We start from the raw sequence: 14,400 nt of genomic DNA, 5'->3' as shown, positions 1-14,400 counted from the left end.
CGCGCGCGTGCGGGCACACCGCCCGACGCCCAGTATGACGGTCCGGGCGGTGTGAGTCAGGGGGCGAACGCCATCGGAAGGGCCGGGAGGGGCGACTGCCGGCCAGACCCCGGCCGGGGAGGAGCGTCGGGTCGTCCCCTCCACCCGGGTATCCCGTACGGAACCGGGGCGGGCATCCCGTCCGGAACCGGCCCGGGCATCCCGTCCGGAACCGGGGTGGGCTCACGCCGCTCCCGGCACCACCCGGCCCGTCACCTCGCCCAGCCCCACCGGCACGCCGTCCGGCCCGGGGGCCCAGGCCGAGAGGGTCACCACGTCGCCGTCCTCCAGGAACGTCCGCTTGCCGTCGGGGAGTTCGAGCGGGTCGCGGCCGTTCCAGGTCAGTTCCAGCAGGGAGCCGCGCTCCCGGTCGGCCGGGCCGCTCACCGTGCCGGAGCCGTACAGGTCGCCGGTGCGCAGGGAGGCGCCGTTCACGGTCATGTGGGCCAACTGCTGAGCGGCCGTCCAGTACATGGTGGAGAAGGGCGGCTCGGAGACGACGTGGCCGTTGACGGCGACGCTGATCCGCAGGTCGTAGCCGCCGGGTTCCTCGTCGCCGTCGTCGAGGTAGGGCAGCAGCTCGTGCGTCCGGGCCGGCGGGGCCACCCGGGACTCCTCCAGGGCGTCCAGCGGGGTGATCCACGCCGACACCGACGTGGCGAAGGACTTCCCGAGGAACGGGCCGAGGGGGACGTACTCCCAGGCCTGGATGTCACGGGCGGACCAGTCGTTCAGCAGGCACAGCCCGAAGACGTGCTCGGGGAAGTCGGCGAGGGCCACCGGCTCGCCCATCCGGGACGGCACGCCGACGACGAAGCCGACCTCCGCCTCGATGTCCAGGCGTACGGACGGGCCGAAGACGGGAGCGGCGTCGGTGGGCGCCTTGCGCTGGCCCGAGGGGCGCACGACGTCCGTGCCCGAGACGACGACCGTGCCGGAGCGGCCGTGATAACCGATCGGCAGGTGCTTCCAGTTGGGCGTGAGGGAGTCGTCGGCGTCGGGGCGGAAGATCCGGCCGACGTTCCGGGCGTGGTTCTCGGAGGCGTAGAAGTCGACGTAGTCCGCGACCTCGAACGGCAGGTGCAGGGTCACGGCGGACAGGGGGTGGAACAGCGGCTCGACGGTCTCGCGGTGGGACGGCACGGTCACCCAGGCGGTCAGCGCCCGGCGCACGTCCGACCAGGCCGTGCGGCCCGCGGCCAGCAGCGGGTTGAGGGTCGGCCGGGCGAGCAGGGAGGCGTACGGGGAGCCGAGGGCGTGGGCCGCCGCACCGGCGTCCAGGACGTGGTCGCCGAGCCGGACGCCCACCGTCCGGTGGGACGAGCCGGGGAGGGAGAACACGCCGTACGGCAGGTTGTGCGGACCGAAGGGATCGCCCTCGGGGACATCGAAGGGGGGCATCGGGTGCTGCCTCGCTTTCGGGTGTGCCATGTCGTCGCCACGTGTTCGTGGTCGTGCCACACGTTACGGGTGACGTGGCGGTTCCGGGCAGAGTCCGAGGAGGCGGAGACGGGCGGACGGGGCTGGTGGGCCCGGGTACGAGGGGGCGGGCCGGCTCGTCGCCGTCCGGCGCGGCGGACGGGGCGTCACATGCGTACGTGCCGGAAGTTATCCACAGGACGCGACGCAATCTTGACGGAGCGGTGCGAACGGGGCGACTCTGGGCGGGTGCCGGAAGGCCTCGGGGAGGGGGCGTTCCTACGGCACACCAGGGGGGCGGATGGCCATTGGGGAGGCCGGTCCGGGTTCGGCGCGGCGTGGTTCCCAGCCGAAGCGGCTGGAAGAGGCCATGCGCGTCCGGCTCGGCCGGGAATGTGTGTACGTACCGTCGTGCCGTCTCGGGCTGTACGTGGCGTTGCGCCACTGGTGCCCGCCGGGCGGCCGGGTGCTGATGTCGCCGGTCAACGACGACGTGATCTTCTTCGTCGTGCTCGCGGCCGGACTGCGGCCGGTGCAGGCGCCGTTGAATCCGCTCGATGCGTCCATCGACATCGATGCCGTGCCCGAGGAGGTGTGGGGCTCGGTGTCGGCCGTGCTCACGACGAACCTGTACGGGAACCCGGACCCGGCGCCGCGCCTGAGGCAGAAGTGCGACGCGCTGGGCATCCCGCTGTTCGAGGACGCGGCGCACGCCATCGGCAGCCGGGCGGGGGACCGGCCGGTCGGGGCGTGGGGCGATGCCTCCGTGTTCAGCCTGTCCAAGCACGTGGGCGCCAAGGCCGGCGGCATGCTGTCCCTCGCCGATCCGGGGCTGCGCGACGCGGTGGAGAAGACCTGCGCGGGGCTGCTCACTCCCCGCCGACTGAGCTCCGAACTCGCCTACGCGGTCCGGCCGTTCGCGGAGGCGGCGGTGCGCGGGCTGCGGCTGCGGCGTGCCGCCTGGGCGGCTGTCCGGCTGCTGGGGCTGGCGGACCGCGAGGAGATCAGGATGCCGCTGCGCCCCGACGACCTCGCGCGGGCCGCCCACCGGGCACCCGGGCTCGACGCCCACCACCCGTGGGTGCGTGTCGACATGCACGACTACCGCCTGGAGTCCGGCCCGCTGCGGCTGCGGCGCATCGGACACAAGCTCGACGGGCTGGACGACGTGCTGGATGCCTGCCGGGCGGGCACGGAGCTGCTGCTGTCCACGCCCTGGGCCAAGCCGCGCGACGCCTACGGGACGCAGCCGCTGTTCCGCGTCCCGCTGTTCGTGGCGGACCGGGACGTGGCGATGGCGGCCCTGGCGCGGCGGGGCGTGGTCGTCGGCTACCTCTACGACCCGCCGCTGGACGACTACGCGGGTGCGGAGTTCACCGACCCCTCACCGGCCCCGGAGGCGGCCCGCTGGTTCGCGCGGCACGCGCTGCCCGTGGACCCGCTGCGGGCGCGGACGGTCGTCGAGGTGCTGGAGCGGTCCGGGGCCCGACCGGTCGAAGCCCCGGGAGAGCCGTCCGGGAGCAGGCCGACACGGGGAGGGCCGGGTCAGTCCCGTGACTGAGATCCAGGTGCACGAGCCCGCCGCCGCGCGCGCCGAGGGCGGCGGACCGAAACCTGCCGGCGGCGGGCACGGCCACGACTCGCTGTTCAAGAACGCCTACTTCCTCATGCTCAGCACCGGCGTGTCCGCCGTGTTGGGCCTGGGTTTCTGGCTGGTGGCCGCCCGCTACTACTCGGAGGAGGCCGTCGGCCAGGGCTCCGCTGCCATCGCCGCGATGCGGCTGCTCGCCAGCATCACCGCGACGACGATGATCGGGGCCGTCGTCCGTTTCGTGCCGCGCGCGGGACGGGAGACCGGGCGTCTGGTGTGGGGCACGTACGTGGCGAGTTCGCTGGTCGTGGCGCTCGCCGCGGCCGTCTTCCTGCTCACGCTCGACGCGTGGGGGGCGTCGTACGCGCCGCTGGGCACGCCCATGGCGGGGGCGGTGTTCGTCGCGGCGTGCGTGGCCTGGGCGCTGCTCACCCTCCAGGACGGGGTGCTCACCGGGCTGCGCAAGGCGGAGTGGGTCCCGGCGGGGAACGCGGTGTTCTCGGTCGGGAAGCTGGCCCTGCTGGCCGTCTTCGCCGGCACGCTGCCCGTCCTCGGCATCTTCGTGTCCTGGGCGGTGGCGATCGCCTTCTCCACCCTGCCGCTGGGCTGGCTGATCTTCCGCCGGCTCATCCCGCGCCAGGCGGCGGGCGACCGCGACAAGGACCCCCCGAAAGTCCGGGAGATGGGCCGCTTCCTGGCCGGGGACTCCCTGGGCGCCCTGTTCAGCCTGGCGATGATCAACCTGCTGCCGGTGATGGTCGCGGTCCGCTTCAGCGCCGCGGAGAACGGCTACTTCTACGTGGCGTACACGGTCGGCGGCACGATGGAGTTCATGGCCATCAACATGGCCTCCTCGCTCACCGCGCACGCCTCGCACGACCCGCGCCAGCTCGCCGACGGCGTCCGGGGCGCGCTGCGCCGCATGACGCTGCTGCTGGTCCCGGTCGTGCTGGTGCTGGTCCTCTTCGCCCCGTACATCCTCACGCCGTTCAGCCCGGACTACGCCGAGCACGGCTCGACGGTGCTGCGGCTGCTCGCCCTCGGCGCGCTGCCGCGGGTGGTGGTGGAGCTGTACATCGGCGTACTGCGCGTCCAGGGGCGCACGGGTGTGCTGGCCGCGCTCCAAGGAGCCATGTGCGCCCTGGTGCTGGGCTGTGCGGCCGTGCTGTTCACCCCGGCCGGGATCGCGGGCGCCGGCTGGGCGGTGCTGCTGAGCATGACGCTGATCGCCGTCGTCTCCACGGCCGGGCTGCGCGCGGCACTGCGCCCCCACGACAGCGCGCCCGCCGTCCGCACCACCGCCACCCCCTCCTACGGCACCCGCTGGGCGCGGCTGAACGCCACGGCCGGCTACGGCACGGCCTGGGCCCGCCGGGCCGCGTACCAGCCCAAGGACGGCGACGAGGACACGGTCACGCTGTTCATAGGGCGCCCCGGATACGAGCGTGAGGCGCTCCAGGCGGACACGCTGGCGCTGATCGTCCGCCCGCACCAGCCGGAGGCGGGGGAGAAGGGGACGGATGCCGAGGACGCAGTCGCCGCCGAGGCCATGGCGGACGCGGCCGGGGACCGGGACGGTTCGCGGGTGCGAGAGGGCACGCTCCTGCGCGAGGAACCGGCCGGGACCGACGACCGGACGCGGGAGCGGCGCCTGAGAGGTGCCCTGTGGAGCTTGCTCGGTGTCGCCACCGTCTTCTTCTGGGCGCCGCTGCGCGACCTGCCCTGGCTGGACGGCGCCACCGACACGGCACTGACAGGGCGTCAGCTGCTGGAGGGCCTGCCGGTGCCGTCGCTCACGGCGGGCGGCCTGCTGCTCGTGGTGTTCGTCGCCGCCGTCACGCTGTGCACCCGGCGCGACCCGTGGCTGCCCGGCACGGCGCTGTCCGCGGCCCTGCTCGCCCTGTACGCGGCACCGGTCGCCCTCGGGCGGGAACCGCGGCCGGTGGACGGGGCGTTGTACGAGAAGACGGCCGGCTTCCTCGCGGACGCACTGGGGCTCGACGGGCCCGAGCCGCTGCTGCGCTGGGCACCGCCGGTCTGCCTGCTGCTGTGCCTCGTACCGCTGTGGCCGCTGCTCGCGAGCGCGGGCGGACGGCTGTCGTGGCCGGGGCGCTGGGGGGTTCTGTATCTCGTCGCGGTCGGCGGCTGGGTGGGGCGTGAGGCGCTCGCACCGGTCGCGCCGCCCCTGCTCGCCGTACTCGCCGTACTCGTCCTGCTCCTGCCGCTCTTGCGCCGTGCCGCGTCGGCCCGGGGGCTGCCGCACCGCAGAGAACCGACCGGCCGGTCCAGCGACTGACCGCCCGGAGCCGAAAGAGCGCAAAGAGCCGAAAAGAGCCGAACCGCCAGGGGGGAACCGCCGTGCGTCCGCCAGTCACTCCACGGGAGAGATCCACGCCAGAACCCACACCCGCACAGGACGGCGCGGCCATGCCCGGCAACGACCCCGAGACCTCCAGCCAGTCCTCCAGCCCCTCCTCCTCGGAGTCGTCGAGCCCCGCCCATGAGCCCGTGACGGATCTGTCCGACCTGCCCCCCGTCTGGTCCGGGCGCCGCGCTCTGGCCTGGCCCGGCGTGCCGCTGCTCGTCGCACTGGCGCTCTGGGCGTACGCCATGCGGCACACCGACGTCTCGCGGCTCGACGACTACGGGCTGGTCACCGCGCTGCACCCGGCCTTCTGGGCCGGCCTGGTGGTGCTCACCGCCGGCTTCTGGTGCACGGTCCGCGATCCGCGCCGGCCGGGTGCCTGGGCGACGGCGTACGTCCTCGGGCTGCTGGTGATGGAGCGGGCCACGCAGGCCGTGCTCTACCCGACCCCGCTGTACGCCTGGGCGTGGAAGCACGAGGCGGTCATCGACCACCTGCTGACGGCCGGCGGTCTCCAGACGGCCGACCAGGTCGGCGACATGGCGGTCTACGACCAGTGGCCGGGCTTCTTCGCGGCCCAGGCCGCCCTGGTGCGGCTGCTGGGCGTGGAGTCGGCGGCGATGTTCATGGCCTGGTGGCCGCTGGTCTCCAGCCTGATGCTGCTGCTCCCGCTGCTGCTGATCTACCGCACCTTCACCGAGGACCGGCGGCTGATCTGGACCGCGGTCTGGCTCTTCTACGTCGCCAACTGGGTCGGGCAGGACTACTTCTCGCCCCAGTCCGTGGCGTACGCGCTGCACGTGGGCGTCCTGGCGGTGGTCCTGCGCCGCTTCGGCCGGTCCGCCGGGCGGCGCGGGCGGCCGCGGCAGGCCGTGTGGACGGTGGTGATCACCGTCATGATCACGGCGATCGTCATCTCCCACCAGCTCACCCCGGGCATGCTGGTCGTCTGCCTGATCGCCCTGTGCCTGAGCCGCCGCTACCGCGACTGGGTCCCGGTGGCCACCACGGTCGTGATCTTCCTGGCCTGGTGCGTCACGGCCGCGCTGCCCTTCCTGTCCGCGGCGATGCCGGACATGATCCGCTCCGTGGGCGACGTCGGCGCCAACGTCGAGACCGGCTACGGCGCCACCCCGACCGGCACCGGAGCGATCGCCACCTCCTGGGCCGCTCGGCTGCTGTCCGGCTCCGTCCTGCTGCTCGCGGCCGTCGGCGTCCTGCGCCAACGGGTGCTGCGCCACCGGGCCCGGCCCCTGCTGCTGGTCGCGGCGGCCCCGCTGCCGATGTTCGCGGCGAGCAGCTACGGCAGCGAGATGATCTTCCGGGTGCTGCTGTTCATGCTGCCCGGCGCCGCCTTCTTCGCCGCCGCCGCGATCCTGCCCAAGGTCCGCACGCTGGCCGCCGACGCCGCCGCGCAGGAGGCCGGCGGCCGGCAGGCCGCGCCCGCGAAGGGCCGCTGGCGGCGGCTGGGCGCGTGGGTGCCGCCGGCCGCCCTGCTCCTCGGCACGCTGGCGTTCGTGCCGAGCTACTCGGGCAAGGACCGGATCAACTACTTCCCGCCGCAGGAGGTGGCCCTCGTACGGCAGCTCTTCGACCAGGCGCCCGAGGGCTCGCTCGTCGTGGCGGCCAACCGCAACTACCCGCACGCGTACGCCTCCTACTGGAGCATCGACCACTACTGGTTCCTGGACGACGCCCGCAGCCACGTCGACCGGATCGTGCGTGACCCGGCCGCCACCCTCGCCCGTGACATGGCCGGGGTGGAGCGGCCCGCCCGGGCCTACTTCCTGCTCACGCAGGGGCAGTTGGCCAACTCCGAGATGAACGGACAGCTCACCGGGGCGCAGCTGGACCGCATCCGGACGTCCGTCGACGCCTCGCCCCGGTTCCGGCTCGTGGCGGAGAACAGCGCCGGATGGCTCTACGAACTGAAGCAGCCGCGGGGGGCGGAGCGATGACACCACAGGAACTCGTGGTCCGGATGCTGCCGCCGTTCGGCGGCTGGCTGGCGCTCGCCGCGCTCGCCCTGCCCGGCGGATCGCCGCTGCGGGGCGCCGCGGTCGCGCTCTTCCTGGCGGCGGGCCCGGGCGCGGCCATGGTCAGAGTCTGCGCCCCCGCGCTGGGAGCACGGCCCGCCGAAGGGCCCGTCGAGCGCCGGGACCCGGACTTCGCCCGCCACTCCGACCTGCTGGAGCGGCTGATGCTGACGCTGTTCCTGAGCATCGGCGCCGTGATGCTCGTCGCCACCGTGCTGATCGCCACGCACACCTTCAGCGCACAGCGAGTACTGCTGACGCTGACGCTGCTGACCACGCTCGCCGCGTTCTGTCCGCCGCTGCGCGCCTCCCCGCCGCCCAGGACGACGCCGAGGACACCGAAGGGTTCTGCTCAGTGAGGTTCAACCGTCCCCACCGTCCCTTTCGCCGCGACCCCGTCACGACCGGACAGCACCGCAGGAAGCCACCCGGAGAACAGCAGCGGGCCGCCGGCCCCTTCGCATCGAGCCGGCGCCGCCTGCTGATCACGTCCGCCACGGTCGTCAGCGCGGTCCTGGTCGCCGTACTCGCCCTCCGGGACGCCTCAGGACCGGAACAGGGAGCCGCCGGGGCCGACGCGGACTGCCGCCCCACGGCGCTCCTGGAACCGCCCTGCGGCGCCTGGTTCGGCGCGTTCGTGCCGCACGAGCGGGACGACCTGCCCGAGAAGGTGCGCGCCTACGAGAAACGCGTGGGCCGCGCACTCGACATCGTGTACACGTACCACGACATGTCCCTGCCCGAGGGCACCCGCAGGGAGGGCCAGCTGCTCACCCCGGAGGAGCAGCGCGTCGGCCGGGACCACCTGCTGCTGCTGTCCTGGGAGAGCAAGTGGTGGGGCGGCACGAAGAAGCAGCAGCCGACCTGGAAGCAGATCGCGGCCGGCGAGCTGGACGAGAAGGTCATCGACGTCCAGGCCCGGCGCATCAAGGACTACGGCAAGAAGGTGTTCCTCTCCTTCGACCTGGAGATGGACACCCGCACCCCGGCCAACGGCACGCCCGCCGACTTCGTGAAGGCGTACCGGCACATCCACGACCGGTTCCGCGAGCTGGGCGTCGACAACGTGGTGTGGACGTGGATCACCACCGGGTACCTCGACCACGCCGACGTGATCAAGCGGATGTATCCCGGCGACGAGTACGTCGACTGGGTCGGCTACAACCAGTACAACTACTACCGCTGTCACGACGCGGGCTGGCTCACCTTCGCGCAGACCCAGAACGCCACGCACGACTGGATCCGCCAGAACATCTCCGACGACAAGCCGCTGATGCTCTCCGAGTTCGGCACGGCCGCGGACTCGGCCCGCCCGCAGCGGCAGGCCGAGTGGTACGCGCAGGTGCCCGGGGTGCTGAAGGGTCTGGAGGGCGTCAAGGCCGCCCTGCAGTGGAACTACCGCGACCCCGGACCGCACTGCAACCTCGCGCTGGCGAACGACGCGGCCTGGGACAGCCTGCGCAAGGCGGTCTCCGACCCGTACCTCAACCAGCCGCTGAAGTAAGCCCGGTCAGCCCGCGAACTCGGGCCCGCGCACCATCGCGCGGGCCCGCCGGTACCACCGCCAGGCGATCGTCTTCGGCCCGTCCCGGTACGGCGCGACCCGGGCGCCCGCGCCCGCCAGCCAGCCCTCGACATCGGCGACGGTGTGGGTGCGCCGGACGATGAGCCGGGCGATGCGGTAGCGCTCGTCGCGGTCGGAGCTGAGCGCGTGCCGTACGGCGGCCGCCGTCTCGTAGCCGGCCCGGGCCGACATGGCCCGCACCCGGGGGCTGTTGTAGCCGTGCGGATAGGCGAGATGGCGGACCTCGTGCCCGAGGGCGTCCTCCAGCACGGCCTTCGAGGCCCGCAGCTCGTACGCCAGGTCCTTCGCGGACAGCGTGTCGAGCTGCGCGTGGGTGACCGTGTGGCTGCCGATCTCCATGCCGTAACGTTCCAGCTCCGCCGCCCGGGCCAGGGGCATCATCGGGGCGGGCGGCAGCAGACTCCGGCCGCCCGGGGCGATGGCGCCGGTGGTGAGATACGCCGTGGCGGGCAGCGCGCGCTCGGCCAGCGCCTCGGCGGTGGGGCCGGGCAGATCGGCGAAGCCGTCGTCGAAGGTGAGCAGCACGGGCCGGGGCGGCAGGGGCGCCCGCCCGGCCAGATGGTCGGCGATCGCACTGATCGTGACGGGCGTACGGCCGCTGCGGACCACGGCGTCGAGATGCGCGGCGAACTGCTGCGGCGTGACCGTGAACTCGGCGATCCAGCCGGGCGGGTCGTCCATCACCGAGTGGTACAGGAAGACCGGGATGGCCGGGGCGCGGACGCCACCCGGGCTCGGCGCAGCCGCTGAACGCCCCGGGCGTATCGGGCCCTCACCGTCCTGCGCCCCCCGTTCCGCCCGGCCTCTGCCGTCCCCCTGCCCCGCACCGCGCCTGCTCGTCGTCGTCCTCATCTCGCCCCCTGAACCCTCGCGCGCAGCGCCCTCCGCGCCCGCACATATCCGACAGGCCCGTACACCATCCCCCTGCGCTGCAACCGTGACAGCCGCCGCGGCCAGGGATGCGTCCGCACATCGTGATCACCCGGCAGGCCACCGCCGTCCACCCGCTCCGTCTCGCGTACGGCGGTCAGCGCGCGGGCGTGGGCGAGGCCGCGCGGCAGCCTCGCGAGGAACGCCGGCAGCAGCGCGGGCCGGTTCACCAGCACGGCGGTGAGGTAGGCGGTGAGCCCGGCGCCGTAGCCGTACGCCTGCGTCTCCAGGTCCCGCCAGGTCTCCCGGTGGTGGTGCCACACCAGGGCGTACGGCGTGTAGCGCAGCCGGTGGCCGTCGGCCAGGACGCGGACGAAGCCGTAGAGGTCGTCGCCGCCCCGGGCGGCCGTGCCGGCACCGGTGGCCGGGTCGAAACCGCCGACGGACCGCAGCACCGCCGTCCGGAACGCCATGTTGGCGCCCGAGCCGAACCGCCCCGCCGTGAACGGGAACAGCGGCTCGTCGCCCGGCGGGCGCTCCGGGTCGTACGTCCTTGGAGTGAAGCCTTTCGCGAAGCCGCCGTGGCTCTCCAGGAGCACCTGGGCCGGTGTGGCGAGCCGCGCGGGCAGGATCAGCCCCGTGCTGCACCCGAGTCCGGCGTCGGCGCCGAAACGCGCGGTCAGCTCCGTCAGCCAGCGCGGATCGGCGACCACGTCGTCGTCGGTGAAGGCGACCACCTCGCCGCGCACGGCCGCGAGGCCGGTGTTGTGGGCGACCGCGAGACCGGGCACCGGCTCGCACACGTACCGCACCCGCTCGGCGTACTTCCGCTCGACCAGCTCCCGCGTCTCGCCCGTCACGGGCGCGTTGTCGACCACGACGATCTCGAACCGCGGATGGTCCTGAGCCAGCAGCGAGTCCAGCGCGCGGGCGAGCTGCCCGGCGCGCTCCCGGGTGGCGACGACGACACTCGTGTACGGCGGCTCCCCGGGGTCGTCCGCCACGGCCGGGGCACACTCCGCCCGCGCCCGCGCCGCCAGCACGGCCGTGGCGTCCGCCCCCTCCGGCACCCGCCCGAGCAGCGTGCCCACCGGCCGCCCGCCCATCCTGACCAGCACGAACACCTCGCCGTGCGTCACCGGCGGACTCCCCGGGCCTGGTCTGAGCACCGCCTGGTCGCCGTCGACGTCCAGCTCGGCGACCTGCACCGCCCCGATGTCCAGGAACCGCCGGATCTCCTCCCGCGCACGCGCCGAACGGGCCATGCGCCCTCCCCCCTCGTCGTCAGGTACGACCCGTGTCCGGTACGACCTGTGTCAGATATGACCTGTGTCAGTACGACTTGTGTCAGGCACGGCGCAGCCGGGCCGCGCCCTTCAGGGTCCGCGCGGCCAGCGACGCGAGCCGCGGCCGGCTGCGGACGTAACGGTGCGCGCGGCGCGCCGGCTCGCGGCTCAGCCAGTGCAGCGCCGCGCCCGCCCCCGGCCGCGTCGCCGCGCCCTCGTACACGGGCAGTTCGCCCGTCTTCAGCGCGTCCTTGTACTCGGCCGCGCCCCGCCCCAGGTCGAGCAGGCCGATGCCCGCGGCGGCGGCCGCCTCGGCCATGCGCAGATGCAGCACCAGACCCGGCGAGTACTTCGCGAACTCCGGGTCGTAGGCCGGGAACCAGCAGGCCAGCACGGATGCCGAGCGCAGCCCGAAATGCGCGGCGACGGGCCGCTCACCGGCGTACAGCACGGACAGCGTGCCGCTGCACTCCGGCGCCCGGGTCCGGGCCAGCTGCCCGACCAGCCGCGTGATCCACTCCTGGGCGAACCGGTCGCGGCGGCCCGTCCTGCGGTACTGCGCCGACTTCCACCCCATGAGCGTGCGCAGCGCGGCCGGCTCGCGCTCGTCGAACACGAACCGCACCTCGCCGACCTGCCGGCCCAGCCTGCGCTCCTTGGCCACGGTGGTCTTCAGGAACTTCGGTGACTGGGCGCGCAGCGCCGACTCGTACGTCTCGTAGCCCTTCTCCACGTCGATGACGTAACTGGTGTGCTCCTCCGCCGCGTACGGGACGAACAGCCGCTGCTCTGCCTCCAGGTTGTCGAAGGCGAAGCTCGACAGCGCGCAGGCACGCAGCAGTTCGCCGGTCTCCAGGCCCAGTCCGGGCCGCAGGATCGCGCCCTGGACGTCCGAGACGCCGAGCCCGATCGCCCGGCCCTGCCCCAACGGCCCGCGCTCGTACGGCAGGAAGCCGGCCGGCTCCCGCCCCTCGTACACCACCGCGACCCGGGCCCGCGGCCTCACCCGGCCGACGGCGTCGGTGAACTCCGGTTCCATGAAAGGGCTGCGCGGCGCCTCCGAGGCGGCGCGCAGCGCGCGCCAGCGCTCCCTTTCCCCCTCGCCGAGCTCCCCGGGCCCCACCACGCGAATGCGCCCACTGCTCAACTCGACCCCCCGATCAAGTCCCCCCTGGACACTTGGAAGGTACCGCCCGAGACGGCCTCGACGGTAGGTAGCGGACCATGTTGTTGCCAACTGGTGCAGAGGCCTTCAACCGGGCAATCGGCGTGCGCCGTGCGATGAAACGAAGGGGCGCGCTGTCCGTATTCTCTGATCATGGCCGCACCCATCGCATATTCACTCATCGCCACCGACCTGGACGGAACGCTGCTGCGCGGCGACGACACCCTCTCCGACCGGTCTCTCGCCGCGCTCGCGCGGGTGGCGGACGCCGGTGCCCAGCACCTCGTGGTGACGGGCCGGCCGGCACCGAGAGTGCGGCCGCTCCTCGACGACCTCCGCTGCACGGGGCTCGCGGTGTGCGGGCAGGGCGCGCAGGTGTACGACGCCGGCGCGGACCGGCTGCTGTGGTCCATCACCCTGGACCGGGAACTGGCCGAGACCGCCCTCGGCAAGATCGAGGCCGAGGTGGGGCAGGTGTACGCCGCGGTCGACCAGGACGGGGTCGACGGGCTGACGCTGATCGAGCCGGGCTATCTCATGCCGCACCCGACCCTGCCCGCCGTCCGGGTCGACCGGCGCGACGAACTGTGGGGCGAGCCCATCAGCAAGGTGCTGCTGCGCCATCCGTACCTGACGGACGACGAGTTGGCGGCGACGGCCCGCTCGGTGGTCGGCTCACTGGCGACGGTGACGATGTCGGGGCCCGGCACGGTCGAGCTCCAGCCGTGCGGGGTCACCAAGGCGACGGGCCTGGCCCTGGCCGCCGAGCACCTGGGGCTGCGGTCGGCGGACACCATCGCCTTCGGCGACATGCCCAACGACATCCCGATGTTCGACTGGGCCGGCCACGGCGTCGCGATGGCCAACGCCCATCCCGAACTCAAGGCCGTGGCCGACGAGGTCACCCTGTCGAACGAGGACGACGGCATCGCCGTCGTCCTCGAGCGACTGCTGGGCGGGACGGCTCAGTACGGGCCGTTGACGTTGTCGATCGAGCCGTAGCGGTCGGCCGCGTAGTTGCAGGCCGCCGTGATGTTGGCGACCGGGTCGTACGGGTCGTAGGGGGTGCCGGGCACGTGGTAGGCGGCGAAGGTCGGGTCGATGACCTGGAGCAGGCCCTTGGAGGGGGTGCCCTTGGCGGCGTTGGAGTCCCAGTTGTTGATCGCCTGGGGGTTGCCGGACGACTCGCGCATGATGTTGCGGTAGATGCCGTCGTACGACCCGGGGATCCCCCGCTGCGCCATGATGTCCAGCGCCTCGCGGATCCAGCCGTCCAGGTTGTTCGCGTAGGTCTTCGCGGAGGCCTGAGTGGCCTTGGCGACGCCACCGGCCGGCTTGGCCGGGGCGGAGGACTGCGTCGCCTTCTTCTCGGCGGCCGCCTTCGCCGTCTCCACCTTCAGCTTCAGGCCCGGGCGGATCAGCCCCGGGTCGTCGCCGACGGCGGCGCGGTTGTCCTTGTAGAGCTGCTTCCAGCCGCCCGAGACGTCGTACTTGTCCGCGATGCGGTAGAGCGTGTCGCCCTTGGTCACGGTGTACGTGAGGGACTTGGCGGGCTGGGCCGCCTGGGGCGCGGCCTGGGCGGCTGCGGGCGCGCTCTGGGCCGGCTGGGCGGCACTGGCGTGTGTCGCGCCGAGGAGCGGGAGGGTCAGTGCCGCTCCGCCGGTGCCGACGGCGACGACACCTCGGGTGAGCGGGCTGGTTCTGGGGCGACGGTGCTTACCTCGTCCGGGCATGGCGATGTTCCTCTCCGGCGCCTGCGAGGTGAGCTGTCGGGTTCGGGCCGGGAGGTGCCCGGCCGCGTACGGCGCTGTGCTGCCGTGCGCGGCTTCACCCCGAGCCGTTCCGCTGTGCGGACCGGCGACTTACCTGGGTCCCCCGCTCCTGCCCTGCGTGAGTGAGTCGGTTCGTGTGGGGAGTCCGGGCGGCGGCAGGATTCGGCGTCCGCCGGACAGGCCCGGAACGTATGCGAGAGCACATGTCGGGAACAAGCACCGGAGTCACATATCGAGCCCGTTGACCTTGGTCGGGGGATATGAGTCGCTTG

General features: G+C 73.3%; 11 protein-coding genes and 1 riboswitch. Of the genes, 6 read left to right on the top strand and 5 right to left on the bottom strand.

From position 1 onward, the window contains the following. Positions 1 to 222: 222 nt before the first annotated feature. On the bottom strand, positions 223 to 1,440 hold the full coding sequence (gene fahA, locus IE255_RS10730; protein WP_190049930.1) for a fumarylacetoacetase: 1,218 nt from the start codon (positions 1,438 to 1,440) through the stop codon (positions 223 to 225). Between the two features lie 319 nt (positions 1,441 to 1,759). On the opposite strand from fahA, the gene IE255_RS10725 reads away from it, so the two are divergent. The 5 genes from IE255_RS10725 to IE255_RS10705 all read left to right on the top strand — a co-directional run bounded on the left by IE255_RS10725 (position 1,760) and on the right by IE255_RS10705 (position 8,954). Next, positions 1,760 to 3,019, top strand: coding sequence for a DegT/DnrJ/EryC1/StrS family aminotransferase (locus tag IE255_RS10725; protein WP_190049929.1), 1,260 nt, complete (start codon positions 1,760 to 1,762; stop codon positions 3,017 to 3,019). Continuing rightward, entirely contained in the window at positions 3,012 to 5,345 is a 2,334-nt protein-coding gene (locus tag IE255_RS10720) for a lipopolysaccharide biosynthesis protein (RefSeq protein ID WP_190049928.1), read from the top strand. Before IE255_RS10725 ends, IE255_RS10720 begins: the two co-directional genes overlap by 8 nt. Positions 5,346 to 5,476: 131 nt before the next feature. Beyond that, positions 5,477 to 7,372 carry a glycosyltransferase gene (locus IE255_RS10715; RefSeq protein ID WP_229906352.1) on the top strand — a complete coding sequence of 632 codons (1,896 nt, stop codon included), beginning with the start codon at positions 5,477 to 5,479 and terminating at the stop codon, positions 7,370 to 7,372. Then, positions 7,369 to 7,809, top strand: coding sequence for a hypothetical protein (locus IE255_RS10710; RefSeq protein ID WP_190049927.1), 441 nt, complete (start codon positions 7,369 to 7,371; stop codon positions 7,807 to 7,809). Before IE255_RS10715 ends, IE255_RS10710 begins: the two co-directional genes overlap by 4 nt. Continuing rightward, the gene (locus IE255_RS10705) at positions 7,806 to 8,954 is read left to right on the top strand and encodes a glycosyl hydrolase (protein ID WP_229906351.1); all 1,149 of its coding nucleotides are present in this window, start codon (positions 7,806 to 7,808) and stop codon (positions 8,952 to 8,954) included. Before IE255_RS10710 ends, IE255_RS10705 begins: the two co-directional genes overlap by 4 nt. Before the next feature lie 6 nt (positions 8,955 to 8,960). Here the strand turns inward: IE255_RS10705 and IE255_RS10700 are convergent, their stop codons facing one another. The 3 genes from IE255_RS10700 to IE255_RS10690 form a co-directional block, all read right to left on the bottom strand. Continuing rightward, positions 8,961 to 9,716, bottom strand: a complete 756-nt coding sequence (locus tag IE255_RS10700; RefSeq protein ID WP_190049926.1) for a polysaccharide deacetylase family protein — start codon at positions 9,714 to 9,716, stop codon at positions 8,961 to 8,963. Between the two features lie 167 nt (positions 9,717 to 9,883). Continuing rightward, positions 9,884 to 11,170, bottom strand: coding sequence for a glycosyltransferase family 2 protein (locus IE255_RS10695; RefSeq protein ID WP_190049925.1), 1,287 nt, complete (start codon positions 11,168 to 11,170; stop codon positions 9,884 to 9,886). A gap of 82 nt (positions 11,171 to 11,252) precedes the next feature. Next, a complete protein-coding gene (locus tag IE255_RS10690; protein ID WP_190049924.1) occupies positions 11,253 to 12,338 on the bottom strand; it encodes a GNAT family N-acetyltransferase in 1,086 nt (361 codons plus the stop codon). 171 nt (positions 12,339 to 12,509) lie between these two features. Between IE255_RS10690 and IE255_RS10685 the strand changes: the two genes are divergently transcribed. Continuing rightward, positions 12,510 to 13,358, top strand: coding sequence for an HAD family hydrolase (locus IE255_RS10685; RefSeq protein ID WP_190049923.1), 849 nt, complete (start codon positions 12,510 to 12,512; stop codon positions 13,356 to 13,358). On the opposite strand, the gene IE255_RS10680 is transcribed toward IE255_RS10685, so the two are convergent. Further along, positions 13,322 to 14,089 carry a LysM peptidoglycan-binding domain-containing protein gene (locus IE255_RS10680; protein ID WP_190049922.1) on the bottom strand — a complete coding sequence of 256 codons (768 nt, stop codon included), beginning with the start codon at positions 14,087 to 14,089 and terminating at the stop codon, positions 13,322 to 13,324. The two genes, IE255_RS10685 and IE255_RS10680, sit on opposite strands and share 37 nt — an antisense overlap. 3 nt (positions 14,090 to 14,092) lie before the next feature. After that, a riboswitch (cyclic di-AMP (ydaO/yuaA leader) is annotated at positions 14,093 to 14,271 on the bottom strand. Between the last annotated feature and the right edge of the window lie 129 nt (positions 14,272 to 14,400).

It is taken from the genome of Streptomyces lomondensis (genome assembly GCF_014651035.1).
Lineage (GTDB): Bacteria > Actinomycetota > Actinomycetes > Streptomycetales > Streptomycetaceae > Streptomyces > Streptomyces lomondensis.
The sequence above is the reverse complement of the archived record's forward strand: the minus strand, read 5'-3'. Positions and strand labels throughout refer to the sequence as shown.